The following is a 26,583-nucleotide window of genomic DNA, read 5'->3' as shown; positions in this document are numbered from 1 at the left end:
CCCCTTTCCGTTTTACGCCTTTCCCGGACGGTTGATTGTGAGGAAGTGCCGCACCACCGGCTTTTCCAGCCCGGAATGATAAGCGAGCACCTTGCCCTGCAAATCCGCATCCGCGTGGGAAACCCGCTTGTGCTGGCGCAGATGCTCGGCCCAGGATTCCACCATGAACCATTCGACGATCTTCTGCGGATCGGCGGAGTCCTCCGTCACGCCCCAGCCATAGGCGCCATCGCGGCGACGCTCCTGCGAAAGCTCGTCCAGCGCATGCAGGAAAGCGGAGCGGTGATGCTTTTCGACATTATATTCGATCAGGATCAGAACCGGGCCGCGATCATGGGCCACCGGCTCGGCAACGAGCGGTTCAGGCCAATGGTTGGACGGCACCATATCCGCATCGCCCGCAGGCAGTTTCAGGCGGTGCATGACGAGACCGGCAATGAAAAGGCCTGCCGCACCGATGAGCAGCGTGCCGGGCACGCCCGCCGCTTCACCCACCGCACCCCAGCCGATGCTGCCCGCTGTCATCGCACCGTTGAAGACGGTGAGATAGACGGCGAGACCGCGGCCGCGTACCCAGTTCGGCAAGATCGCCTGGGCTGCGCCATTAAGCGTCGTCAGCGCCGTGATCCAGGCACCGCCGAGAAACAGCAGGATGACGATTGCAAGCCATTTTGGCGGCGCGAAGGACAGGCCGGCCATGACGAGCGCGGTGGTAAGAGCCGCACCCAGCAGCAGGGCATCGGCATCGAAACGGTCACGCAATTTCGGCATGACCAGCGCACCGCCGATGGCGCCGGCCCCGACAGCACCGAGCAGGATACCGTAGAAGCTCGCGTCTCCGCCGAGCAATTGCCGGGCGACCAGAGGCAACAGCGCCCAGACGGCACTGGCGAATGCAAAGAAGATCGCAGCCCGCAGCAGGACGACATGCAGCGGCCGGCTGGCGCGGGTGTAACGAAGGCCTGCCCGGAATGCGCCGAAGAAACCTTCGGCCAAAGCATCATTGGCGTTCTTCGCCCTTGGCCACCATAGAAGCGCGGCGATGACAACGAAGTAGCTTGCGACATCGGCGCCATAGGTGAAGGCCGCCCCGAAGGCCGCAAGCAGGATGCCGCCGGCGGCGGGACCGATGGAGCGGGCGATATTGATGCCCAGCGAGTTCAGCGCCACGGCGCTCTTGATATCCTCACGTTTCACCAGTTCCGGCACGATGGCCTGCCAGGTCGGCCCCATCAGCGCCGCACCAATACCGCCGAGGAAAGTGAGCCCGATCAGCGCGCTGACGGACAACAGGCCGGTATGGGAAAGAACCATGAGGGTGACGCTGACCGAGGCCAGCAGAAGCTGCACCGCGATCAGGAATTTGCGGCGGTCGAGAATATCGGTCAGCACGCCGGCCGGGATCGCCAGAAGAAAGATCGGCAGGGTTCCGGCCGCCTGAACCATGGCGACGGCCGCCGGCGAGGCCGAAAGATCGGTCATCAGCCATGAACTGGCGACATCGCGCATGAAGCTGCCGGTATTGCCGAGCACCGTCGCCGCCCAGAGAACGGCGAAAACCGGTTGTGCAAGGGGAGCAAAGCTGCTCGCAGAGGACTTTACGGCACTCATTTGCCTGTTCCTTTCGTGAGATCGATTGCGGCGACCATGATGAAGGCACCGGCAAGGCCAAGATGCTCGAAGAAGGCGTTGGTGGCCATCATGCGGTCCATGCCGGGCGCCATTTCCCAGAAGCGGAGAGCGATGAAGGTGGCGAGAAGCGTGAAGCCTGCAAGCGCCAGAGCACCGGCCCAGCGCAGGAATCCCGACACCACCAGAGCGGAGGCGGTGAGTTCAAACAGGATGACAACGACAGCGAATGCGACCGCCGGCTGAAGGCCAAAATGGTTCATCTCGGCAATCGCACCGGAAAAGTCGAAAATCTTGGTCAGCGGCCCCTGAATATAGGCCGAGCAGAGCGCCAGAAGCGCTAAGGTTTTTGTGGCGGGTGCGGCAACGATATCCGCGAGAAGCCCGCGAAGGCGAAGGGTTGAAGACGGCTCGGTCATTTTCTGCTCCTGCGATCTGGCCGGTCGGTTCGAGCGGCGCTGCGTTCATCTGATGGAGCGATATTGGCGCAAAGGATTACCGGCAACAATTGCATCAATAGTTTCGATATAATTGCGCACTATGCAATATTCTCGGGCGCATCGGGCAGCGGCGATCCGCTGCCCGGTGGATTTTTCTGCTGGCCGGGCTCAGACTGCCCAGCAGGAGCAGCCCAGCGCTCCGAAGAAGCCCTTCAGATCGGCAATCGGCAATTTCGACGTCCACGCGCCGGCATGGTCGTGGCCGTGAACGCCGCAATCATTGGTGCAGCCGCAGGAGGAGATCGCGGCCCGTCTGAGCGAGTTCTTTCCAGCGCCCTGCGGTTCACCCCAGGCGGCATAACCGCCGAAGGTTCGCACAGGCGACCAGTCGGGCATCGCCGGCGGAATATTGCTTTCATCCAGCGTTCTGAAGTCGCCGGCGCCATAAACGACCTTGCCGCCCACCATGGTCAGTTCCGAGGTGAGGAAGGAAATCTCATCTTCCGCGCAGGAGAAATAATCCTTGTCCGGCACCACGAGATCGGCAAACTGGCCTTTTTCGATGCGGCCCTTCTTGCCTTCCTCGTTCGAGAACCAGGTGACTTTTTCGGTCCACATGCGCAGCGCCGTCTCGCGGTCGAGGCAATTGGCGCGCGGATAAAGCTGCATGCCGCCGACCGTCTTGCCCGTCACCATCCAGAACAGCGACACCCACGGATTATAGGAGGCGACGCGCGTTGCATCCGTACCGGCCGAAACGTTCACGCCCTTTTCCAGCATCCGCGCAATTGGCGGGGTGGCTTCAGCTACGCCCTGACCGTAACGTTCGACGAAATATTCGCCCTGATAGGCCATGCGGTGCTGGGTGGCGATACCACCGCCAAGGGCTGCGATACGGTCGATGGAGCGGTCGGAGATGGTTTCGGCATGATCGAAGAACCAATTCAAGCCTTCGAGCGGAATGTCCCGGTTGACCTTTTCGAAGACATCCAGCGCCCGCGAAATCGTCTCGTCATAGGTGGCGTGCAGACGCCAGGGCCAGCGGTTTTCCGCCAGAATCCGGACGACGTCTTCGAGCTCACCTTCCATTTCCGGCGGCATGTCCGGCCGCGGCTGGCGGAAATCCTCAAAATCGGCAGCGGAAAAGACCAGCATTTCGCCTGCCCCGTTGTGCCGGAAATAGTCGTTGCCCTGCTTGTATTTGACCGAAGATGTCCAGTTGAGGAAATCCTCCTTCTCCTGTTTCGGCTTCTGCGTGAAGAGATTGTAGGCCAGCCGAACCGTCATCTGGTTCTCATCCAACAGTTTCTGGATCACCTCGTAATCGTCAGGATAATTCTGGAAGCCGCCGCCGGCGTCGATCACGCCGGTCACACCCAGCCGGTTCAGCTCGCGCATAAAGTGGCGGGTGGAATTGACCTGATAATCGAGCGGCAGCTTCGGCCCCTTGGCGAGCGTCGAATAGAGAATGCCGGCATTCGGCTTGGCGAGCAGCAGGCCGGTCGGATTGCCGTTCGCGTCGCGAGTGATCTCGCCGCCGGGCGGGTTGGGCGTGTCCTTCGTGTAGCCGACGGCGCGAAGGGCTGCGCCATTCAGTAGGGCCCGGTCATAAAGATGCAGCAGGAAGACCGGCGTATCCGGCGCTACCGCATTGATTTCCTCGATGGTCGGCAGGCGCTTTTCGACGAATTGATGTTCGGTGAAGCCGCCGACGACCCGCACCCACTGCGGCGCCGGGGTGATCGCCACCTGACGCTTCAGCATGTCCATGGCATCGGCAAGCGAGCGCACGCCGTCCCAGCGCAGTTCCATGTTGAAGTTCAGGCCGCCGCGAACGACGTGGGTGTGGTTGTCGATCAGGCCGGGCAGAACCCGCTTGCCCTTCAGATCGATCATCTTCGTATCCGGCCCGGCAAGGGCCATGACCTCGGCGTCGCTTCCTACCTCCAGAAACAGGCCGTCCTTGATGGCGACTGCCGTTGCATTCGGATTGCCGCGGTCGAGCGTCGTGAAGCGGCCATTGTGAAGGATCGTATCTGGATGCATGGAAGAACCTCCGGTCTTGATGGGATCAGCGGCCTTAGCCGGTGAAAACAGATTCGGAAAGGCAAGGCTCGAGGCCGCGCCAAGAAAGGTGCGTCGTGTCGGCATCAGCTTCTCTCCCGCTCGGTCGGCTGTTTAACTTCGGCGAGACCCGTGGTTTCAGCGCCACCCTTCGGCATATGGCCGAACATATGCGGCTTGATCTGGTTGATCCACGAAACGACGGCCGGTTCCTTGCCGGCAATCGTCTTCGCGAAGGGAATGATCTGCTCCCCAACCAGGATGCCGAGCAGGCCGACGAGAGCGATGACGGGCGGTGCGGGAGAACGCACGTTGAGCAGGCTGTAAACGATGCCGACCAGCAGGCCGGCGCCAAGGGACAGAAGATAGACTTTCATGGGAACCTCCTGATGGGTGAAAGCCGCACCGGGCTGGATGGCGATCCTGCCGGTGCGGCGCGGTTGAAAGCTTATTTCTTGGCCGGGTTGGGGCCGATGCGCTTGCCGTGCTTGACGCGCTCTTCGCCGCCATGGACATGGGTGACGGCATAATCGATGCCCATGCCGTAGGCGCCGGAATGTTCCTTCACCAGCGAGGTGACGGCGTCATAGGTTTCCTTGCGTGCCCAGTCGCGCTGCCATTCGAGCAGCACCTGCTGCCAGGTGACGGGAATGATGCCGGCCTGCACCATGCGGTCCATGGCATATTTATGCGCATCGACAGAGGTACCGCCGGAGGCGTCCGCCACCATGTAGATCTCGTAATCTGCGACATCGTGGAGCGCGGAGAGCGCAAAGGTGGTGTTGCACACTTCCGTCCACAGGCCGGAGACGACGATCTTCTTGCGGCCGGCAGCCGCATTCTTCGCCAGCGCATCGCGCACATTCTGGTCATCCCAGGAATTCATCGAGGTGCGCTCGAGAATGTCGTTCTCGGGGAAGACCGCGAGCAGTTCCGGGAAGGTGTTGCCGGAGAAGCTTTCCGTTTCGACCGTGGTGATGGTCGTCGGAATATTGAAAATCTTTGCCGCCTTGGCGAGGCCGACGACATTGTTCTTCAGGGTTTGCCGGTCGATAGACTGCACACCGAAAGCCATCTGCGGCTGCTGGTCGATGAAGATGAGCTGGCTGTTGGCGGGGGTAAGGACTTCGAGCTTAGACATTTTCAGTTCTCCGTTCAGGTGGTGGTTGCCGATCTGCGGCGGTGGAAATTGTGAAGGCTTCGCCGGCCGGCTGCCCGGCAGGGGAAGCCGTCTTGAAAAGCGAGGATCTATCTTGGTCAGTGGATGCGGATCAGAGACCCGCTTTATGCTGCAAGCGGAGCGAGGTTCGCCTCGATCTGATTGCGGAAAGGCTCGTAGCGGTTCGGCAGCTTGAGCGCTTCGCCCAGATGCGCGGTATCCTCGTCGCGGTCGAAACCGGGTTCATTGGTGGCGATCTCGAACAGGATGCCGCCCGGCGTGCGGAAATAGATTGCCCAGAAATAATCGCGGTCGATGACGGGGGTGACCTGATAGCCCGTATCCATCAGCGCCTTGCGCACTTCCAGCTGCTTCTCGCGGTTTTCGACTGCGAAGGCGATATGGTGGACCGAGCCCGCTCCCGAACGGGCAAAGGGTGTCTTGGGCAGGGCCACAAGATCGATCGTATCTGCCCCGTTGCCGCCGGGAATGACGAAACGCGTCACATTGCCTTCAACGTCAGTCCGCTCATAACCCATGAAACGCAGCAGTTCTTCGGTTGCGGCAGTGTCGTGCAAATTAAAACGTGCGCCGGTGAAACCGCGTATGGCGTTGTCTTCGGAAATTCCCTCGGCCAGCCAGGCGGCACGGGCGTCATCGCCTGTTTCGATCAGAGCAAGGCCATCGCCATCGGGACCGGTGAAGCGCAGGCGATTGGCGCCGAAGACCGTGTCGGCCTGAATGCCGGCGGCGCCTTTGGCAAGGAGACGCTCTTTCCAGAAACCCAGCGAACCCTTCGGGATGGAAAACTGCGTCTCGCCCACTTCGCCGACGCCGGGACGGCCGGCCATCATGTTGGCGAAGGGAAAATAGGTCATGACCGTGCCGGGCGTTCCCTTTTCGTCGCCGTAATAAAGGTGATAGACGCTGGGTTCGTCGAAGTTGACGGTCTTCTTCACCCGGCGCAGGCCGAGCGTATCGGTGAAGAAACTGTTGTTCTGCCGCGCATCCGACGCCATGGAGGTGACGTGGTGCAGGCCCTTGATATCCTTGATCATCGTCGGCGCCTTTCGTCTTTGGTGTGTCCGTTTCGATGGACAAAGATGTAACCCGCTTGATTGCATCGCGGAATTGCAATATTTTTCTCGAATGAATTGCGATTTTTGAAATAATGGCGATGAACGATCATAAAGCTCTCAAAACCTTTCTGATGGCGGCCGAAAAGCGCAACTTCGCGCAGGTCGCCCGCGAACTGGGCATGACGGCAGCTGCCGTCACCCGTGCGATTGCCGCGCTTGAAGATGATCTGGGTGTACAGTTGTTTGTCCGCACCACCCGCCAGGTGTCGTTGACGACCGACGGCGCCGTCTTCGCCGCACAGATCCAGCCGGCGGTCGAGGCGCTGGAGAATGCCCGGCGCGATGTCCGCAACGCCCATAAGGCGGATGAGGGGCGGCTGAGGATCAGCGCGCCGACATGGCTCGGCAAGACCGTGCTGCCGCCGATCCTTTCCGGCTTCCGGGAACTCTATCCAAAAATGTGCTTCGAGATTTCGCTCTCGGACGGCCTGATCAATATCGTGGATGATGACTACGATCTGGCGATCCGCATTTCGTCGGCCCCATCGGACAAATTCACCATCTGGCGCAAGATCAGGGCCGTGCCGAGAATATTGGTGGCGGCTCCGGGCAGCCGGTTCACACAGATGGGACATCCGGGCGAACTGACCCCTGACGATTGCCTTGCCTATAGCGGTGAAAGCCGGCGGGAGAACTGGGTCCTGTCGGACGGCGGATCGAGCATCGCCATCTCGGCCGGCCGCGCATTCAGCGCCAATAGCGGTGAGGTTCTGGCCGATATGGCAGCGGAAGGCGCCGGTGTGGCCCTGCTGCCGGGATTTAATATCGCCGAACATATCCATAGCGGCCGGCTCGTTCATGTGCTGCCCGGCTGGGCGCCGCCCGAACTCTGGCTGACGCTTTATTATCCGCCCTATCAGGCGCTGCCACCCCGCATTGCGACTTTCTCGAAATTTTTCGAAGAGCAGTTGCCGGCGCATATGGTGATGCTGGACTAGAGCCGGCAGCACTGACAGTGCCGACGCGCACGAGCGCGCCGGCCTGAGGCGTAAATAATGTGACGGCAGCAAAGGCTGGCAACAGCCACGGCTGCCGTGACATCTTTATGGTCGTCTTCTACGCCAGATGCTGATTGAAGAAGGCGACGATCCTGTCGAACGGGATTTTGTCGGCGCGATCATAAAGGTCCGTATGGTTGGCGTCCGGAATGATCACGAGTTCCTTCGGTTCGGCAGCCGCAGCGAAAGCGGTCTCGCTGAAATAGCGGGAATGCGCTTTCTCCCCATGGATGAACATCACCGGGCGCGGCGATATTTCGGCGATATAGGTCAGGATTGGCATGTTCATGAACGACAGGGGTGTCGTCTGCGTCCAGGCATTGCCGGAGTTGACGGCACGCGCATGGTAACCGCGCGGCGTCCGGTAATAGTCGTGATAGTCAATCAGGAACTGCGCTTCGCCACCCTTGAGATCGTTATAGGGGGGTTGATAGGCGGGGCTTCCCTTTTCCGCATCCTGCCAGCGCTGCCGGCTCATCTGCTCCAGCGCCTGCGTGCGCTGTTCGAGGGTAACGCTGTCGTTGTAGCCTTTGGACATCACCCGCGTCATGTCATACATTGTGCTGGCCACGACTGCCTTCACGCGCTTGTCCACCGCGACGGCATTCAGCGCCATGCCTCCCCAGCCGCAGATGCCGATGACGCCGATGCGCTCGCGATCCACATAGGATTGCAGCCCGATATAGTCGACCGCGGCACTGAAGTCCTCGGTATTGATATCCGGCGACGCGACGTTTCGGGGCTCACCCCCGCTTTCTCCGGTATAGGACGGATCGAACGCCAGCGCGGCAAATCCGCGCTCTGCCATGGTCTGTGCATAAAGGCCGGACGACTGTTCCTTCACGGCACCAAAGGGACCGCTGATGACAAGAGCAGCCAAAGGCGCAGCTCCGCGGTTCTTTGGCAGGTAGAGGTCGCCTGCCAGGGTAATGCCGTATCGGTTCCTGAACGAGACCTTCTGGTGATCGACATTATCGCTCATCGGGAAGACCTTGTCCCAGGTGGAGGTTTGGGCGAAGGCCTGTGTCGCGCTCGCCACCTGCACCATGCCCATTGCGGCGACGGCGATGCCCGTTGCCTTCATCAGGTTGCGCCTGCCGGTATTGCAGGTTTCACTCGTTTCGATTGGCTTGCTCATGCTGGAAACTCCTGTGGTTCGGTTCATTGGACGCGTTCGATGCGCAGCGGAAATTCCCCGGGGATATGGAGCGCTTCATAGCCTTGATCGAAGCGTCCCAGCCGGATGAGGCCGGGATGCCTGTAGTCGGCATAGAACATCGCGAGATTGCCCCAGGGCATGTAATAACAAAGGTCGTAAGGCCGCTCGTTTTTGAACGGACCATGGCCTTCGACTGTCAACTTTCGAGGGAGATAGGCGATCTTCTCGTTGGAGCCGAAGTCGGCGATCTTGAGATCGAGCGGAAGCATGGATGCAAAATCGCGCGCCGACGGATTGTCGTAGAGCGTCGCCATCATCGTGTTTTTTCCGAAAGTCAGCTTGATCTTCAAATCGGTCTTCTCCTGATTGTCGGCACCGCTTTTGCTGAGGGCTCGCCCGGGCAAGATGAACGCGGCGGCCATCGCCAGCAGGGTGCGTCGGGCAGGAACCAGCGGGCGAACATTCATGATGGCCTCCACGCCAGCCGCCAAGCGACAAAAGACGCAAGCGAGGAGCCGCAAAGCAGCAATGCGCTCAACGTGAAGGCGGACCACCAGCCGAAACTGTCGAATAAAATTCCACCGACCGAGGCCCCCGCCGTGATCGCCAGTTGAATGACGGCAACCTGAAGCCCGCCGCCGGCCTCGGCATCGTCGGGCAAAATGCGGCTCAGCCAGGTGCCCCAGCCGACCGGCGCGGCGGTTCCAAGGAAACCCCAGCCGACAAGGGCGGCGGCGACCGGAGATTCCGCTTCGCCAAACACGACCATGAAGAGCGCGATACCGGCCATCATCATCGGAATGACCACAAGAATGCTGAAGAGACGGCGTTGCAGCAGTCGACCGATGACCCATGTTCCGACCGCCCCAGCCAATCCCATGATCAGCAGCAGCAGTGACAGCACCGTGATTTTGACCCGCGTGATCTGTTCGAGAAACGGCCGCAGATAGGTGAAAAGTGCGAACTGGCCCATGAATAACAGCAGGATCGCGATCATGCCCGCTGCGACGGCTGGACGTCCAAGCAGCCTGAAGACATTCGTGGATGCGCGGTCGCGCCGCGGCGGGAGTTCCGGCAGGACGATCCATTGCCATAGGAGTGCAAGCAGGCCGATCGGCACGACAAGAAAGAAGGCGCCGCGCCAGCCGATATAGGCGCCCAGCAGGCTGCCGAGCGGGGCGGAAACCGTTGCCGCAACCGCATTGCCGGCATTCAGCAGGGCAAGCGCCTTCGGCACCTGGGCATGGGAGACAAGACGCATCACGATGGCGGTGGACATCGACCAGAAGCCGCCAATCGAAATGCCGAGCAACGCGCGGCCAAGCATCAAAACCGGGAAAGACGGTGCAAGGGTGACCACGATTCCGGACAACATCAGCAGCGCCGTCAGGCCGAGCACGACAAGGCGCCGGTCGAGCCGCCGGGTCAGGCCGGCAATGAACAGGCTGGTGATGACCGCAAAGATGCCGGAGACGGAGATCGCCTGCCCCGTATTACCTTCCGAAACACCGAGATCGGCGGCGATCGGCGTTAGCAGGCTGACGGGCATGAATTCCGAAGCGATCAATACGAAGGCGCAGAGCGTCATGCAAAGCACGGCGCTCCATGCCGCGCGCCTGCTGCCCATCTCTTCGTCATAAGTGAGTGCCATTCGCCCAGATCCCACTAAAATCCCGGTTTATTTCAATGGCGGCAAGATATTGCCGGGCGACTTTGCGGACAATCCGTGCTAATCCGCATAGACTTATCGAAATTCAATATTAATCAGGAAGGTTTGATGCAGCGAGAGGACATGAAGGATCTCCTCTGGTTCATGGAGGTTGCTAAAGAGCGGAGCTTCACAAAGGCTGCGGCAACGCTTGGAACATCGCAGTCGACATTGAGCTACACAATCAAGCAGCTGGAAGCCCGGCTGGGCGTGCGGCTCCTGATGCGGACGACACGCAGCGTGGCCACCACGGAAGCCGGCGAGCGCCTGTTTTTGTCCATCGCTCCGCGATTTCAGGGGATCGAGGCGGATCTGGCGGACCTCGTCGCCTTTCGTGAAAAGCCCTCAGGCACCGTGCGCCTCACATTGTCCGATCACGCCCTGCAAACGACCGTCTGGCCGAAGCTGAGCCGCGTGCTCACCAACTATCCTGATATCCATATCGAACTCTATAGCGACAATGGCATGCGCAATATTGTCGAGGAACGCTTCGATGCCGGCGTGCGACTGGGCGAGAGCGTCGACAGGGACATGATTGCCGTTAGGATCGGTCCGGACTGGCGTCTCCGGGCCGTGGCTTCGCCGGACTACTTCGCCAGACACGGCATCCCTGCCACACCCCAGGATCTGGTCGGCCATGTCTGCATCAATACGCGTCAGGCCACCTGGGGTGGATTTTACACCTGGGAGTTTGAAAAGGACGGGCGAGAACTGCGGGTCAGAGTTGACGGGCAACTCAGCTTCAACTCATCGATCTCCCAGATCGACGCGGCGATGAAAGGCTACGGGATCGCATATATTCCTGAAGACCTTGTCGAGGAGCACATCGCCGAAGGGAGATTGCAGGCGGTTCTGGACAATTGGAGCGCACCTTTCACCGGCTATCACCTCTATTACGCCAGCAGGCGCCAGATGTCTCCGGCGATGAAGGTAATCATCGACGCCCTGCGCCATCATGCCTGATACCGGGGATTGAAGTCTTACCAGGGCAGCTGGGTCAAACCAAACCAGCCCGTTATTGGTGGCGCGTCATTGCGCCTTGGACACCAGTTTTCCCCATCGGCACATCGCCGAATCATCGCGCGACCCGTGCCCGTCCGTCCAAAGCATTGTCGTGGCCCGGAAACCGGAAATAACAGCTTCCGCTTCAAAAAAACCAACTACACGGCACCCGAAATAAAGGCGACAAAGCAAAGCATTGTCCGATTATGGCAGCCGTTACATAGGCGGGTCAGCTCCCGGCAAGCATCGCAGGACAGTTTTAGACGAAAATAACGATCAAACCCTTGCGCTCTCTCCCCTCCAAACGGATACTACTTATCCGGGAGCGGACACGTCTGATTGCCCGCAGTGGAAGCTGATCGAATCGATAGTTAGCTTCGTAATTTTATACTCTATAAGACTCTAAGATACGCAAACATCAAGAATAAAATGCACCGCCTCCAAATATTAACTAGGCTTTAAATGTTGGCCTGATATGACACGCACGTCGCGAAAATCTTAAGCGGCAGAAATTATTAAGCGGCATTCGCACAAGCTAGCGTGGAAAATCCGGGCCCCCTTCTCCGGCTCGAATTGCATGATGCGTTTCCAGCGCAGGTTCACATGAGCCATGTTCTCCACAATTTCGCTTTATTTGCGGATGTCGGACCGCTGTCATCACGGGCAGTGTCTGGCAGCAGATAGGCGTGACCAGTCGCCATCCGGTAAAGGACACGTTCATGACTTCGATTCTTTCCTCACTGTCTGCTGTGCAGATTTCCAAGCTTTCCACCTCCACGATCGCCAGCCTAACCTCGGAAGACGTGAATGCGCTGGACAGCACCAAGATCAAGGCCCTCTCGTCGTCTCAGATCGCTTCTTTGAGCACAGATAACCTTGCTCTTTTCAGCTCTGAAGAGCTCCGGGCCATTTCGGTAAGCGCCTTCAAGGGCTTGACGCTGACACAGATCGCAAAGCTGAGCTCCGCTCAGATCAGCGGCCTGTCGGCGTCTCAGGTTACGGCGCTTTATACCAGCCAGATCGATGCCCTCTCGACCGACCAGATCAAGGCTCTCAACTCGGCTCAGGTCGCCGGTCTCAGCTCCGCACAGGTTGCGACCCTGAACAGCAGCGAACTGGCGCTGTTCTCCTCCGACGAGATCAAGGCCATCAGCGCCAATGCTGTCGCCGGCCTGTCCGCAGCAGCGCTCGCCGCTCTCAGCACCGAAAACGCCGCCGCCCTGACAAAGTCTCAGATCGCCGCCCTGTCTTCGACGCAGCTTAACGCCCTGTCTTCCGATAGCCTTGCCACTTTCTCCGCCGACGAGATCAAGGCCATCAGCACCAAGCTCCTCGCCGGCCTCGACGTCACCAAGCTGAGCACCGGCAACGTCGCCGCCCTGAGCAGGACGCAGATTTCGGCGCTTTCCTCGGCACAGTTCGCAGCCCTGTCGACGGACCAGATCAAGGCCCTCAACTCCGATCAGGTCGCCGGTCTCAGCTCCGCTCAGGTCGCAACCCTGAACAGCAGCGAGCTGGCACTGTTTTCGACCGATGAAATTAAGGCCATCAGCGCCAACGCCATCGCCGGTCTTACCCTGGCTGGTCTCGGCACTGAAAACGCCGCCGCCCTGACCAAGACGCAGATCGCCGGCCTGTCTTCGACACAGCTGAACGCCCTGTCTTCCGAGAGCCTTGCCACTTTCTCGACCGATGAAATCAAGGCGATCAGCACCAAGGCCCTCGCCGGCCTCGATGTCACCAAACTGAGCACCGGAAACATTGCCGCCCTGAGCAGAACACAGGCCGCAGCACTGTCCTCCGCACAGTTCGCAGCCCTGTCGACCGACCAGATCGCAGCCCTCAATTCCGATCAGGTTGCAGGCCTCAGCTCCGCACAGATCGCGACCCTCAGCAGCAGCGAGTTGGCACTCTTCTCGACCGACGAGATCAAGGCGATCAGCGCTAACGGCATTGCCGGTCTTTCCGCAGCAGCACTCGCTGCTCTCAGCACCGAAAACGCCGCGGCCCTGACAAAAACGCAGATCGCCGGCCTGTCTTCGACGCAGCTCAACGCCCTGACTTCCGATAGCCTTGCCACTTTCTCGACCGACGAGATCAAGGCAATCAGCGCCAGAGCCCTTGCCGGCCTCGACGCCAGCAAGCTGAGCACCGGCAACGTCGCCGCCCTGAGCAGAACGCAGGCCGCAGCCCTGTCCTCGGCACAGTTCGCAGCCCTCTCGACCGACCAGATCAAGGCCCTCAATTCCGATCAGGTCGCCGGCCTCAGCTCCGCACAGGTCGCAACCCTGAACAGCAGCGAGTTGGCACTCTTCTCCTCCGACGAGATCAAGGCGATCAGCGCCAATGCAGTCGCCGGCCTTTCCGCAGCAGCGCTTGCTGCTCTCAGCACCGAAAATGCCGCGGCACTGACCAAGACACAGATCGCTGGCCTGTCTTCGGCACAGCTCAACGCCCTGACTTCCGATAGCCTTGCCACCTTCTCGACCGATGAGATCAAGGCGATCAGCACCAAGGCCCTCGCCGGCCTCGATGTCACCAAGCTGAGCACCGGTAACGTCGCCGCCCTGAGCAAAACACAGATCACGGCACTGTCCTCGGCACAGTTCGCGGCCCTCTCGACCGACCAGATCAAGGCCCTCGGCTCGGAACAGGTTTCCGGCCTCAGCTCCGCTCAGGTCGCAACCCTGAGCAGCGCCGAACTGGCTCTGTTCTCGACCGATGAGATCAAAGCCATCAGCGCCAATGCTGTCGCCGGCCTTACCCTGGCTGGCCTCGGCACTGAAAATGCTGCCGCGCTGACCAAGACGCAGATCGCTGGCCTGTCTTCGGCACAGCTTAACGCCCTGTCTTCCGAGAGCCTTGCCACTTTCTCGACCGACGAGATCAAGGCGATCAGCACCAAGGCCCTTGCCGGCCTTGACGTCACCAAGTTGAGCACCGGCAATGTCGCCGCCCTGAGCAAAGCACAGGCGACAGCGCTCTCTTCGGCACAGTTCGCGGCCCTGTCGACGGACCAGATCAAGGCCCTCGGTTCGGAGCAGGTTTCCGGCCTCAGCTCCGCTCAGATTGCGACCCTGAGCAGCGCCGAACTGGCTCTGTTCTCGACCGATGAGATCAAGGCGATCAGCGCCAACGCCATCGCCGGTCTTACCCTGGCTGGTCTCGGCACTGAAAACGCCGCCGCTCTGACCAAGACGCAGATCGCCGGCCTGTCTTCGACGCAGCTTAACGCTCTGTCCTCCGACAGCCTTGCCACTTTCTCGACCGACGAGATCAAGGCGATCAGCACCAAAGCCCTCGCCGGTATCGACGCCAGCAAGCTGAGCACCGGCAACGTCGCCGCCCTCAGCAAAGCACAGGCAGCAGCGCTCTCCTCGACGCAGTTCGCAGCCCTGTCGACCGACCAGATCGCAGCCCTCAACTCCGATCAGGTCTCCGGCCTCAGCTCCGCGCAGATCGCGACCCTGAACAGCACTGAACTGGGCCTCTTCTCGACCGACGAGATCAAGGCCATCAGCGCCAATGCCATCGCAGGCCTTTCCACCGCTGCCATAGCTGGTCTCAGCAGCAGCCAGGCCGGTGCGCTCTCGGCCCAGCAGCTGAAGGTCATGAACGATGCACAGGTCGAGGCGGTCATCAAAGCCTACAAGGCAGTATAAGCCTTAAACGACCCGACAAAACCTACGACGCGGCTCAGGCCGCGTCGTAACATTTTAATTGCAGAATGCCCCAGAAGGACATTCAGTATCTGTCATGGCAAAAATATCCGTCATCATCCCGGCCTACAACATGGCCAGTCTTATCGGCGAAACACTCGACAGTGTTCTGCGCAATGAAACCGAGATGGATATCGTCGTCGTCGACGATGCCTCCACCGACAATACCTGCGACATCGTCGAGCAATACATCGCGCGGCACGCCAATATAAGGCTGATGCGCAGCGAGACGAACACCGGGCCGGGCGTTGCCCGCAACAGGGCGCTGGCGACCATCGACAGCCAATATTGCCTGTTTCACGATGCTGACGACCTCCTGCATGAGGGAGCCATCGATACCGTTCTGCCCTTGATGGATGAGACGAATATCGATGTCGCCGCATTCAGATATAGCGTGCTGAGAACGGCCGATGGCCCTGCCGGCGAAATGGCGCCTATCGACAAGAATATCTGGGATAGCGTCCTCGGCAGCCGCGACAGTGCAATGATCGACCTCGACTCGACCGCGCAATTCCTGGTGACGATCAATTACCCATGGAACAAGATACTGCGGACATCTTTCATTCGCCGGACGAACTGGCGCTTCTCCACGGCGCGGATCAACGAAGATATCCTGCCGCATTGGGCGGCCTATATGAATGCCGGACGGTTTCTGGCCATTAACACCAGCCTGACAACACACCGCCTCGTCCCGGGGCGGGAGCAGCATACGAGCACGTTCGACGAGCGCCGGCTTGAGATGTTCGCGGCACTGAAAGACATCGAGAAGCTTTTCCTGGACAATCCGATCTTCAGGGCAAAATATTACCCGATCTTCATCGTCTTCAAGGCGGGTTTGCTGGAATGGGCAGCCAAGCAGATGCGGCAGGACCTGCATGGTCTTTTCCGCGAATATGTCGCACATTCATATCAATACTTCACGGATGAAGACTTCGACAGTGTCTATCGGATCAACCCGTCGATCGCGCTGGCGAGCTACAGGATGAAATACTCTCATCGTTAGACATGAGAGCGATCCTTACTGCGGCATGACAGCATCAATCTCCCGGAAGCCGGCGCCTGATCGGGAGGAAACTTCCCTCGGCCATGCCACCGGCTGATCTGGGCAAGCAACCCCGCTTCAAACACATCCAGCCACAGGCAAGTTACCTGCGATAGCTAAGGACGGCCCATCAACAGGCTGTTCTTATCTTCGACCCTTTGTCGCTTGCCGCAGGATGTCATGACCGCCAATCCCGTCTCACCTTCAAACGACGCCGCCGCTCCCAGCGCCCTTGATCTTGCGCGGAACCAGCGGATGAGTCTCATGGATCTGCTGAGCGTAACCGAGGCGCTCAGTGCCGCCGGTCAGCGAGCCGCGGCTGCGGAACTCTACAAGACCTGGGTTGCGTTCAACGACAACAATCCCGTCATTCATCTTGCCTATTTCAACTATGCCGTTGCGCTCAGCCAGCTTGGCGACCGTGCGGGTGCTGTCCAGGCGTTCCGCGCCTGTTTGAAGGCCAATCCGCAATTCGCTCCCGGTTACATCAATCTCGGTCGTGCCCTCGAAGATAGCGGGTTGATCGGCCAGGCCGTGGAACAGTGGTCGCATTATGCCGAAACGACGAAGCACCTCGACGCCGAAGCGATCGGCCATCGACACATGGCCCTGCAGAACATCGGCCGGGTTCTCGAAGGCGCCGGAAAGCTCGAGGACGCTGAAACCGCTCTGCTGCAGGCATTCGAGCTGCGTCCGGAATTGCCGGAGGCAGGCCAGCACTGGGTGTCGTTGCGGCAGCGCCAGTGCAAGTGGCCTGTGCTTGCTCCTTCAAACCACGTCCCTGCGCGCAAGATGCTCGATGCGATGTCCTCGCTGACGCTGAGCTGCTATGCCGACGATCCGATGTTCCAGCTGGCCAAGGCATATCGCTACAGCAAAACGGTGGTCGGCACGCGGCCGGACCTCAGCCGTTTTCCGCGCAGATCGCCGAAGGTAAAGTCCGGAACCGGTGAGCGACTGCGCGTCGGTTACCTCTCGTCGGATCTTCGCGATCATGCCGTGGGCTTCGCCCTTTGCGAGGTTCTGGAGTTGCATGACAAGGACAGCCTTGAGGTCTTCGCCTATTATTGCGGTAATGTCCGCAACACGGACAGCACGCAGGAGCGGATCAAGGCAGCAGTCCATTGCTGGCGGGATATCCACGGCCTGGACGATGCCGCAGCGGCCTCGCAGATCATCTCCGATGAAATCGATATTCTGATCGACGTGAACGGTTACACCAAGGACGCGCGCACGAAGATTTTCGCCTATCGCCCCGCGCCGGTCATCGTCAGTTTCTGCGGTTACCCCGGATCGATGGGAAGCCCGTTCCATCAGTACCTGATTTCGGACGGTTACATGATCCCGCCGGAGAACGACATCTATTACTCCGAAAAGGTCCTGCGCATCGCCTGCGACCAGCCGCTCGACCGCAAGCGGCCCATCGCCGCCCGGCCAAGCCGGGCCGAGGTCGGACTGCCGGAAGATGCGTTCGTCTATGCCAGCTTCAACGGCATGCAGAAGATTACCGAAAGCTGCTTTGCGCGATGGATGACGATCCTGTCGCAGACGCCTGGCAGCCTGTTATGGCTGCTGGCGGGCGATGAAGACGTCAATCAGCACCTGCAGGCCATCGCAGAAAAAAGCGGCGTCTCACCTGACCGGCTCGTCTTTGCGCCGAAGGTTCCGAACCCGCAGCACATCGCCCGTATCGGCGTTGCCGATCTGTTTCTGGACACGTTCCCCTATGGCGCTCACTCCACGGCTGCGGACGCCATAACATCCGGCCTGCCCGTCCTCACCATGTCCGGCAAGACATTTGCGGCACGCTTCTGCGGCAGCATCGTCACCGCAGCGGGTGTTCCAGAAATGATTTGTTCTTCGCCGGAAGACTATGTCGCCCGCGCCATCGGTTTCGAACGTGACCGGAAGAAGCTGCTGGAGGTCAGAGAATCGATCGCCCGGCAGCGGGATACCAGCGTATTGCGGGATATTCCCGCTCTGGCGCGCCGTCTGGAAGAGCTGTTCTGGCAAATGCAGGGCGAATGCGAACGCGGCGAGACGCCGGTGCCGGATCTCAGCAATCTCGATCTTTATTACGAGCTGGGCGCGGAAGCCGTGTTCGAGAACATAGAGTTCGAAGACGAGCAGAGCTATCGCAATCGCTATCTCAAGAAACTCGCCCAGTGGCACGACTATTCGCCAATTCCCTATGACAATCGCCTCTGGCGGAAACCGGATAACTGAGCACGGGATAGTCTCGACCGGCCGGGGCATGCGCTGCACGGCACATCTTCGATGCAAATCTCGACCGCCCACCGGGCGACATATGAACGGGACTGATTACCAATGTTCGCGGACGAAAGAATTGTGATTGTGGGCGCCGGGCTTTCCGGCGCGGTCATCGGCCGGGAGCTGGCACTGGCAGGCCACAGGGTCGATATCGTCGATGCCCGCGATCATATTGCCGGCAATTGCCACACCGAACGCGACGGTGAGACCGGCGTTATGGTGCATGTTTACGGTCCGCATATTTTCCATACCGACGACAAGGAAGTCTGGGACTATGTGAACGGCTTTCAGACATTCATGCCTTACAAGAACCGGGTCAAAACGACGAGCGGCGAGCGCGTCTATTCGCTGCCGGTCAATCTGCACACGATCAACCAGTTCTTCGGCAAGAATTTCCGGCCCGATGAAGCCAGAGCCTTCATCGAGGAAAAGGCCGACAAGTCGATTACCGATCCACAGACTTTCGAGGAGCAGGCGCTGCGCTTCGTCGGTCGCGATCTCTACGAGGCCTTCTTCAAGGGATACACCGAGAAACAATGGGGCTGCTCGCCGACGGAACTGCCGGCCTCGATCCTGAAACGCCTGCCCGTGCGCTTCAACTATGACGACAACTACTTCTTCCACAAATATCAGGGCATGCCGGAAACCGGTTATACGGACATGATCGAACGCATCCTCGATCATCCGAATATCAGCGTCAAACTTGGCACACATTTCCAGCGCGCCGAAGCGCCGGCCTCTGCACACGTCTTCTATTCCGGTCCGCTCGACGGCTATTTCGACTTCGAATTCGGCCGTCTGGCATATCGGACGCTCAACTTCGAACGCTTCACCTATGACGGCGACTATCAGGGTTGCGCGGTGATGAATTATGGCGACGCTTCGGTGCCCTTTACCCGCATCACCGAACACAAGCACTTTTCTCCGTGGGAAGACCATGCCGGCTCCGTCTGCTACAGGGAGTTCTCCCATGAATGCGGCCCGCAGGACATTCCCTATTATCCCATCCGGCTGGTCGAGGACAAAGAACAGCTCGCCGAATATGTGGCGCGCGCCGAACGGGAAGCGTCGGTAACCTTTGTCGGGCGGCTCGGGACCTATCGTTATCTCGACATGGATGCGACCATTCGAGAGGCGCTCGACACCGCCCGCCTCTATCTCGCCCGGCGATCGGAAGGCGCTCCCATGCCGGCATTTCTGCATTCGCCCGTCTGAGACGGGCCCGTCCGTTCTCTTCCATGAATGCAGGCACTTAACGTGACGGCGGCCAAAGCGTAGCAACTTCAGGTTCAGGCAAGCCCGATTGCGTACTCAACATCTGAAAAATGGTGGATCTGAGTGACCTATGCCCCTCGGGGGGCTCGGGCGGAAAATCCACCTGTTGGGCCTGGACTTTAGGATTTTTCAGACATGACGTCGATCATTTCTTCCCTGAACGTCAATCAGATCAGATATCTTTCGACAGAGGCGGTCGCAGCCTGGACAACCGACGACGTGGCGTCGCTTTCCACAACGCAGATCAAAGCGCTCTCGTCGGCCCAGATCGCGGCACTGGATGTGGAGGATGTCAAAGTCCTCAATTCACAACAGTTGAGCGCCATTTCGCAGGGCGCCATCGTTGGCCTGACGCTGGATCAGCTCAATATTCTCGATCAGTACGCGATCAAAAGCCTGAATTCGAGCCAGATTTCTGCGCTCACCACCACCCAGCTCCATGCCCTGACGACGGAACAGGCGGAGGCTTTGACCTCATCTCAGGTGCGCGCCCTCAATGCGACGCAAATTGCCGCCCTGAGCGCGGAAGATATAGCGACATTCTCAACCGCCGACATCGCCGCAATCACGAGCAAAGCCATGCCGGGCTTGAGCACTGAGGTGATCGCAGGGCTGACCCCGGATCAGATCGCGGCCCTGAGCACGAGCGCCGTTGCGAGCCTGACGACCGACCAGATCGCGGTCCTGAACCCGGATCAGGCCGAAGCCCTGTCGCCGGCGCAGGTCAAAGTGCTGAGCTCGATGCAACTCGCTGCGCTCGGCACGGACGATATAGCGACATTCTCGACCGCCGACATCGCGGCGATTACCGTCAAGGCCATGCCGGGCCTCAGCACCGAGGCAATCGCAGCGTTTAGCCCGGATCGGATCGCCGCCCTCAGCGCAAGCACGATTGCCGGCCTGACGATCGACCAGATCGAAACCCTGAGCACCGCCCAGATCGCCGCATTGACGACGGCGCAGATTGCCGCACTCAAGACGACGCACATCGCCGCCTTAAGCACCAGCCAGGTCGAAGCCCTGTCGCCGGAACAGGTGAGGTCGCTGAGCGCGGCACAATTCGTGGCCCTGAGCGCGGAAGACATCGCGACATTCTCAACCGCCGATATAGCGGAGATCACCGGCAAAGCCATGCCCCGTCTGGGCACGGAGACGATCAGCACGCTTACCAAGGAGCAGATCGCCGCATTGACCACGGCCCAGATGAACGCCCTCGGCGTAGCGCAGTTCCAGGCCTTGAGCGCGGCTCAGATCGAGGCCCTGTCAACCGCTCAGATTGCCGCCCTCAGCACCGGCGTGGTCGCAAACCTGATAGCCGACCAGATCGAAGCCTTCAGCACCCAGCAGGTCGAGGCCCTGTCCTCGGCACAGGTGAAGTTGCTGAGCTCGATCCAGCTTGCGGCCCTGAGCGCCGAGGACATTGCAACATTCTCGACCGCCGATATCGCGGCGATCACCGGCAAAGCCATGTCCGGCCTGAGTGCGGACGCAATCGCGGCGCTGTCCACCGCCCAGATCGCCGCCCTGACCACCAGCGCCATTGCCGGCCTGACGGCCGATCAGATCGAAGTTCTGAGCACCGAGCAGGTCGAGGCGCTGTCTCCGGCGCAGGTAAAGTCCCTGAGTTCAGCGCAGCTTGCAGCCCTGAGCATCGAGGATCTGGCGACATTCTCGACCGCCGATATCGCAGCGATCACGAATAAAGCCATGTCGGGCTTGAACACCGATGTTATCGCGGCCTTCACCACGGCTCAGATCGGCGCCCTCACCACCAGCGCCATTGCCGGCCTCACCTCCGATCAGATCGAAGCCCTGAGCGGCAATCAGGTCAGCCTTCTATCCACCGCGCAGATCAAGGCGTTGAGCTCGGTTCAGGTCGCCGCCCTGGGCAACGACGTGGCCGCCCTGTCCACCAGCCAAACGGCCATGTTGAGCACATCGGGTATCAAGGGCCTGACCAGCGATCAGGTTGCGGCCCTCAGCATCGATCAGTTCGCGGCCCTGACCACGGCCCAGATCGCGGCTTTCGGCTCGGGACAGATTGCGGCATTGAGCACGGACAATATAGCATCGCTTTCCGTGGCCCAGCTTGCGGCAATGAGCACCTCCGGCATCCTGGGACTTTCGACCGGCCAGATCGCCGCCCTCAGCACCGATCAGGTTTCCAAGCTGTCGACCAAGCAGATGGCGCGGTTGAGCGCGGCACAAATTGCCACCCTCGGCACAGACGACATAGCCGCTCTTTCGACAGCCCAGATCGCCTCCCTGAGCGCTGCGGGCATTACGGGACTAAGCGCGCAGCAGCTGGCGACCCTCACCACCAGCCAGGCCGAAGCCTTGACGAGCGCGCAGATCGTCAATCTCGGCTCCACACAGATTTCGCAGCTGGGGACGGACGATCTGGCGAAATTCACGACCAAGGACATCGCCGCGATCACGTCCAGCGCAATCGCAGGACTGACGGCAGAAACCCTCGCTTCCCTGACGACAGCCCAGATTGCCGCCCTGAATGTACAAAGCATCGGTACGTTGAGCACCGCGCAGATCGCCGCCTTGAGTATCGCCCAGGTCGAAGCCTTGACCACCGCCCAGGTCGGCGCTCTCAGCTCGAAACAGATCGCCGCCTTGAGCGCGGATAACATTGCGACATTCTCGACCAAGGATATCGCCGCGATCAGTTCCAGTGCGATCGCTGGATTGTCGGCAGAGACCATCGCCTCCCTGACGACAGCGCAGATTGCCGCCCTGAACGTGCAAAGCATCGGTGCGTTGAACACTGCGCAGATCGCCGCCCTCAGCACCGCGCAGGTCGAGGCCTTGACCAGCGCCCAGGTAAGCGCGCTCAGCTCGACACAGGTAGCGGTCCTGAGCGCGGAGGATATGGCGACGTTCTCGACCAAGGACATTGCCGCCCTCAGTTCGAATGCAATCCCGGGCTTGTCCACGCAAACCATAGCGTCGCTGACAACAGCGCAGATCGCAGCCTTGAGTACGGCTGGCATTGGTGGGCTGAGCACCGGACAGGTCGCAGCGCTCACTGGCGATCAGGTGGACGCCCTGACCAGTACCCAAATCGCGGCACTCACCTCAAAACAGGTTGCGGCCTTGAGCGTGGCTGACATCGCCTCGCTTTCAGCAGCCCAGATAGCCGCCTTTAGCACTGCAGGCATAACGGGCCTGACCACTGACCAGATCGCGGCCCTCGACACCGCGCAGGTCGAGGCTTTGACCGATACACAGGTCGGTGCTCTCAGCTCGAAACAGATTGCGGTCTTGGGCACGGACGACATGGCAACGTTTTCGACCAAGGACATTGCCGCGATCAGTTCAAGTGCCATCCCGGGCTTGTCGACGGAGACCATAGCGTCGCTGACCACGGCCCAGGTCGCGGCCTTGAGTGCGGCTGGCGTTGGAGGGTTGAACACCGGGCAGGTCGCCGTCCTGACGAGCGATCAAGTCGACGCCCTGATCAGTATCCAGGTCGGCGCCCTCACCTCCAGACAGGTTGCCGCCCTCAGCGTGGCCAGCATCGCCTCGCTTTCCGCAACCCAGATAGCCGCTCTCAGCACGGCGGGCATAGCGGGCCTGACCACCGATCAGATCGCCGCTCTCAACACCGCTCAGGTCGAGGCCTTCACCAGTGCTCAGATCGGCGTCCTCAGCGCAAAACAGATTGCGGCCCTCAGCGCCGGTGGCCTTGATACTTTCACTGCCGCCGAGCTGGCTGTCATCAGCTCGAGTGCGATCTCGGGCCTGTCGACAGCGGCAATCGCTTCGCTGACGACGGCGCAGATCGCAGCCCTCGGCGCGGCCGCATTACCCGGCCTGACCACCGCCCAGATCGCGGCCCTCGGCACCGGTCAGGTGGATGCCCTCACCAGCGCCCAGATCGCCGCCCTCACCTCCAAGCAGGTTGCGGCTCTAAGCGTCGCCAGTATCGCCTCGCTCTCGGCAGCCCAGATAGCCGCCCTCAGCACGGCGGGCACGGCGGGCCTGACCACCGATCAGATCACGGCCCTCGACACCGGTCAGGTCGAGGCCCTGACCAGCAGTCAGATCGGCACTCTCAGTTCGAAACAGATCGCGGCCCTCAGCGCCGACGATCTCGATACATTCACTGCCGCCGAGCTGGCTGCCATCAGTTCGAATGCGGTCTCGGGCCTGTCGACAGCGACGATCGCTTCGTTGACGACCGCTCAGATCGCCGCTCTGGGCGCGGCGGCAATACCGGGCCTGACCACGGATCAGATCGCGGCTCTCGGCACCGGTCAGGTAAGCGCACTGACCAATGCGCAGATCGGCGCCCTCACCTCTAAACAGGTTGCGGCCCTGAATACGGCCGACATCGCCTCCCTCTCCGTCAGCCAGATAGCGGCTCTGGACGCCAAGGCGATTGCGGGCCTCGGCAGCGCACAGACCGGCGCGTTGAGCATTGAACAGGTCCAGACATTATCCACCCGGCAGATAGCATCGCTGAATTCGGATGCGCTCAAGGGCCTGTCCGCGGAGATGCTGGAAACCTTCTCGACGGAGGAACTCGCGGCTATCGGCTCAAGCGCGATAAAGGGACTGTCCACGGACTTTATCGCCGCTCTTTCCACCGCCGAGGTTGCGGCCCTGAGCACGGCTGGCGTCGCGGGATTGACCGGCGATCAGATCAATGCCCTCGGCAAGGACCAGATCGAAGCACTCTCCACCAGCCAGATCGCCGCATTGAGTTCGGCAGGACTTGCGGGGTTGACGGCGGATGATCTGGATACATTCTCGACCGGAGAACTCGCCGCCATCAGTTCGACGGCGATAAAGGGACTGTCCGCCACGGTCGTGGCCTCCCTGTCTTCTCAGGAGATCGCCGCTTTGACGACAGGCCAGGTGGCTTCGCTGAGCTACGGTCAGGTCGCGGCCATGGGGTCCGCGCAAATCGGAGCGCTGTCACTGTCACAGGTCAGCGTCCTCAACGCGCTGCAGGCAGCCGCGCTTGGCGGCGACGACCTGACGGCATTTTCCACCGAACAGATCATCAGCCTGAGTTCGAGCGCGATCTCGGGATTGGGCACCGGTACGCTCGCTGCCCTGACGGCATCCCAGGCGGCAGCCTTCACGCCAGGTCAGGTCGCCGCCATGACATCGGCGCAGGTTACGGCCTTGAACAGCGCCAAGACCACCAACAGCTCTGTCCAGGATATCGCCTCCCTGATCTCAACGACTTCGACCCAGGACAGCGCGACCAGCACCTCAGTGGAGGCTTCGAGTGAAACGCAGGAGGCGTCTGACGTCGCTGCAACCATTTTGTCTTATCTGGACGTCTGACTTTAGCCTGCGAATAGAGGGAAATAACCGGGCCGGGATAGCTGCCATCGCCTGATGGCAGCCGCCATTTCGCCGGCTCATCAACGCCGCGTCAGTGTGCGTTCAGACCGGGGCCGGGCTGCTCGTCACTGGCGCAAGGCTCCGTGCGATTTCTCCGGCAACGAAGATCGCGTGCTCGGTAACCTGGGGCAGGCCCATCAGTTCACCGAAGGTTCCGCGCGCCAGCGGACCGCCGATCAGCAGCGTTTCAATGGTCTGGCCGCGGCTGTCGATGGCGCGCGATCGCTCGTCGCAGTGGATGCCAAGCCCTGTCGGGCAAAAGGTCAGAAGACCCGCCTGCTCCAGACCGGAAAGAAAAGCCTGCGATTTCAGAATTCCACCATGGGCGGGACCGGTCGTCACGACGATTGCATCGACGTCGAGCCGCGCGATGTCCCTTTTGCCGCGAAACCGCAGATCGACATGCAGCAAACCGTCTTCGCCAGCCTGCGCGGATACAAGCGACCCGGCGACGATCTGTAACTGGCCCGAAATTATGGCCTCATCCAGAAGTCTCTCCACCTGCGGCGCGATCCTGAACCGGTGCGCGTCCCAGAAGGGCCGCAGCCACCGCACCACCCTGCGCTTTTCGATCAGGGGAAGGTTCCGCCATATGTCGCGTCCCTGCAGGCGAACGGCGTCCAGAACGCCATGCCAGCTCGCACCGCCCGCTTGCGACACTCGCACAGCCTCTCGAATCCGCCGTAGCAGTTCCGACGCGCTTTTGGACGGCGGATCGACAAAATCGCCGTAGGGTTCCTGCGGCAAGGCCGGATGGCCACGCGACCGCAAGCCGCGGCGCGACAGCGAGACGACCCGCGCATGATGGCCGCGCCGGTGGAGCGCGGCAAAGGCATCAGCCGCGGTCAAGCCATTGCCGACGATCAGAATGCGGTCACCCGCGGCGATATTTTCCAGCGCGGCGTCCGCATTCAAGTCCGCCACCAGTTTCGGATGACCGGCAAGCGGTTTCAACACCTGCGGAAGCGCCGGCGGCGGATGGCTTGTCGCAACCACCACGATGTCCGCGAAATGGCTATCGCCGTCTGCGGTTTGCAACTCCCAGCCATCATCATGGCGGGCCACATGTTCCACCGTGCTGCGCCTGTGCTCAACAATGCCCGCATCCAGCAGGGGCGCGATCTCGGCCGCGACATAGGCGCCGAAGACCCTGCGTTGCGGATAGGCCTGCCCGTCGGGCAACACCGCTGCTGCATCGCCCGCAAGCACGTTCGACCTGTCGAGATAGTGGAGGAAATTATCCGGATCATCAGGATAAAGCGTCATGCGCCCGGCCGGCACGTTGATCCGGTTGGCCGGCTCCGGCGTGGAATAGGCAAGCCCCGCACCCAATGCCGCTCTCGGCTCGAACACGACGATCCGCACATTTTCGAACGCCCCAGCGGCTCGATGGAGATGAAGGGCAATCGCTGCCCCGCTAAATCCACCGCCTATGATGGCGACAATGGCATTCTTCCGGCTCACTGACATTTCAACTCACGCGATCTCGGCGGCACGCCCCGAATAACGTCCAATTTTAGCAGCCGGGATGAAAAATTCACAGCGATGCGTGCCAGGCCGCGCAAGTTCGAACGCATGCGTCCCGTCCGGTTCGGCTGCGGCACTTTC

The 26,583-nt window shown here is 60.5% G+C and carries 17 protein-coding genes; 7 read left to right on the top strand and 10 right to left on the bottom strand.

Annotated features, from left to right (window positions below):
* Window positions 1–12 precede the first annotated feature (12 nt).
* The 6 genes from ACQZ5N_RS15675 to ACQZ5N_RS15650 form a co-directional block, all read right to left on the bottom strand.
* Complete coding sequence (locus ACQZ5N_RS15675) at window positions 13–1,611, bottom strand: MFS transporter (RefSeq protein ID WP_448733391.1); 1,599 nt, start codon at window positions 1,609–1,611, stop codon at window positions 13–15.
* Window positions 1,608–2,048, bottom strand: a complete 441-nt coding sequence (locus ACQZ5N_RS15670) for a DoxX family protein (protein ID WP_448733390.1) — start codon at window positions 2,046–2,048, stop codon at window positions 1,608–1,610. The genes ACQZ5N_RS15675 and ACQZ5N_RS15670 overlap by 4 nt, the downstream gene beginning before the upstream one ends.
* Window positions 2,049–2,237: 189 nt before the next feature.
* A complete protein-coding gene (locus tag ACQZ5N_RS15665; protein ID WP_448733389.1) occupies window positions 2,238–4,220 on the bottom strand; it encodes an amidohydrolase in 1,983 nt (660 codons plus the stop codon).
* Window positions 4,220–4,510: a XapX domain-containing protein gene (locus ACQZ5N_RS15660; RefSeq protein WP_003523921.1), complete on the bottom strand. Its 291-nt coding sequence runs from the start codon at window positions 4,508–4,510 to the stop codon at window positions 4,220–4,222. Before ACQZ5N_RS15660 ends, ACQZ5N_RS15665 begins: the two co-directional genes overlap by 1 nt.
* A gap of 71 nt (window positions 4,511–4,581) precedes the next feature.
* Complete coding sequence (locus ACQZ5N_RS15655; RefSeq protein ID WP_020811322.1) at window positions 4,582–5,274, bottom strand: hydrolase; 693 nt, start codon at window positions 5,272–5,274, stop codon at window positions 4,582–4,584.
* Window positions 5,275–5,417: 143 nt separating this feature from the next.
* Entirely contained in the window at window positions 5,418–6,350 is a 933-nt protein-coding gene (locus tag ACQZ5N_RS15650) for a VOC family protein (protein WP_448733388.1), read from the bottom strand.
* Between the two features lie 119 nt (window positions 6,351–6,469).
* Here ACQZ5N_RS15650 and ACQZ5N_RS15645 point away from each other — a divergent pair, with 119 nt between their 5' ends.
* On the top strand, window positions 6,470–7,369 hold the full coding sequence (locus ACQZ5N_RS15645) for a LysR family transcriptional regulator (RefSeq protein WP_448733387.1): 900 nt from the start codon (window positions 6,470–6,472) through the stop codon (window positions 7,367–7,369).
* A gap of 118 nt (window positions 7,370–7,487) precedes the next feature.
* Here the strand turns inward: ACQZ5N_RS15645 and ACQZ5N_RS15640 are convergent, their stop codons facing one another.
* Genes ACQZ5N_RS15640 through ACQZ5N_RS15630 form a run of 3 tightly spaced genes read right to left on the bottom strand, consistent with a single transcriptional unit; the run spans window position 7,488 to window position 10,239 of the window.
* The gene (locus ACQZ5N_RS15640; RefSeq protein WP_448733386.1) at window positions 7,488–8,567 is read right to left on the bottom strand and encodes an alpha/beta hydrolase; all 1,080 of its coding nucleotides are present in this window, start codon (window positions 8,565–8,567) and stop codon (window positions 7,488–7,490) included.
* Between the two features lie 23 nt (window positions 8,568–8,590).
* Window positions 8,591–9,055, bottom strand: coding sequence for a cyclophilin-like fold protein (locus ACQZ5N_RS15635; RefSeq protein WP_448733385.1), 465 nt, complete (start codon window positions 9,053–9,055; stop codon window positions 8,591–8,593).
* On the bottom strand, window positions 9,052–10,239 hold the full coding sequence (locus ACQZ5N_RS15630) for an MFS transporter (protein WP_448733384.1): 1,188 nt from the start codon (window positions 10,237–10,239) through the stop codon (window positions 9,052–9,054). The genes ACQZ5N_RS15635 and ACQZ5N_RS15630 overlap by 4 nt, the downstream gene beginning before the upstream one ends.
* 126 nt (window positions 10,240–10,365) lie before the next feature.
* Here ACQZ5N_RS15630 and ACQZ5N_RS15625 point away from each other — a divergent pair, with 126 nt between their 5' ends.
* From ACQZ5N_RS15625 to ACQZ5N_RS15600, 6 genes are all read left to right on the top strand, one after another.
* A complete protein-coding gene (locus ACQZ5N_RS15625; protein ID WP_304982879.1) occupies window positions 10,366–11,259 on the top strand; it encodes a LysR family transcriptional regulator in 894 nt (297 codons plus the stop codon).
* A 758-nt stretch (window positions 11,260–12,017) separates the two neighbouring features.
* On the top strand, window positions 12,018–14,960 hold the full coding sequence (locus ACQZ5N_RS15620) for an ice nucleation-like protein (RefSeq protein ID WP_448733383.1): 2,943 nt from the start codon (window positions 12,018–12,020) through the stop codon (window positions 14,958–14,960).
* A gap of 94 nt (window positions 14,961–15,054) precedes the next feature.
* Complete coding sequence (locus ACQZ5N_RS15615) at window positions 15,055–16,020, top strand: glycosyltransferase family 2 protein (RefSeq protein WP_448733382.1); 966 nt, start codon at window positions 15,055–15,057, stop codon at window positions 16,018–16,020.
* Between the two features lie 219 nt (window positions 16,021–16,239).
* Window positions 16,240–18,285, top strand: coding sequence for an O-linked N-acetylglucosamine transferase, SPINDLY family protein (locus ACQZ5N_RS15610; protein WP_448733381.1), 2,046 nt, complete (start codon window positions 16,240–16,242; stop codon window positions 18,283–18,285).
* A gap of 102 nt (window positions 18,286–18,387) precedes the next feature.
* Window positions 18,388–19,545, top strand: a complete 1,158-nt coding sequence (glf, locus tag ACQZ5N_RS15605; RefSeq protein WP_448733380.1) for a UDP-galactopyranose mutase — start codon at window positions 18,388–18,390, stop codon at window positions 19,543–19,545.
* Window positions 19,546–19,740: 195 nt separating this feature from the next.
* A complete protein-coding gene (locus ACQZ5N_RS15600) occupies window positions 19,741–24,915 on the top strand; it encodes a beta strand repeat-containing protein (RefSeq protein ID WP_448733379.1) in 5,175 nt (1,724 codons plus the stop codon).
* 102 nt (window positions 24,916–25,017) lie between these two features.
* Here ACQZ5N_RS15600 and ACQZ5N_RS15595 read toward each other — a convergent pair whose 3' ends face one another.
* Window positions 25,018–26,445, bottom strand: a complete 1,428-nt coding sequence (locus ACQZ5N_RS15595) for an FAD/NAD(P)-binding protein (RefSeq protein ID WP_448733378.1) — start codon at window positions 26,443–26,445, stop codon at window positions 25,018–25,020.
* Window positions 26,446–26,583: the final 138 nt, after the last annotated feature.

The sequence above is a fragment of the Agrobacterium sp. 22-221-1 genome (assembly GCF_053522445.1).
This window is presented reverse-complemented; position numbering and strand designations above follow the sequence as displayed.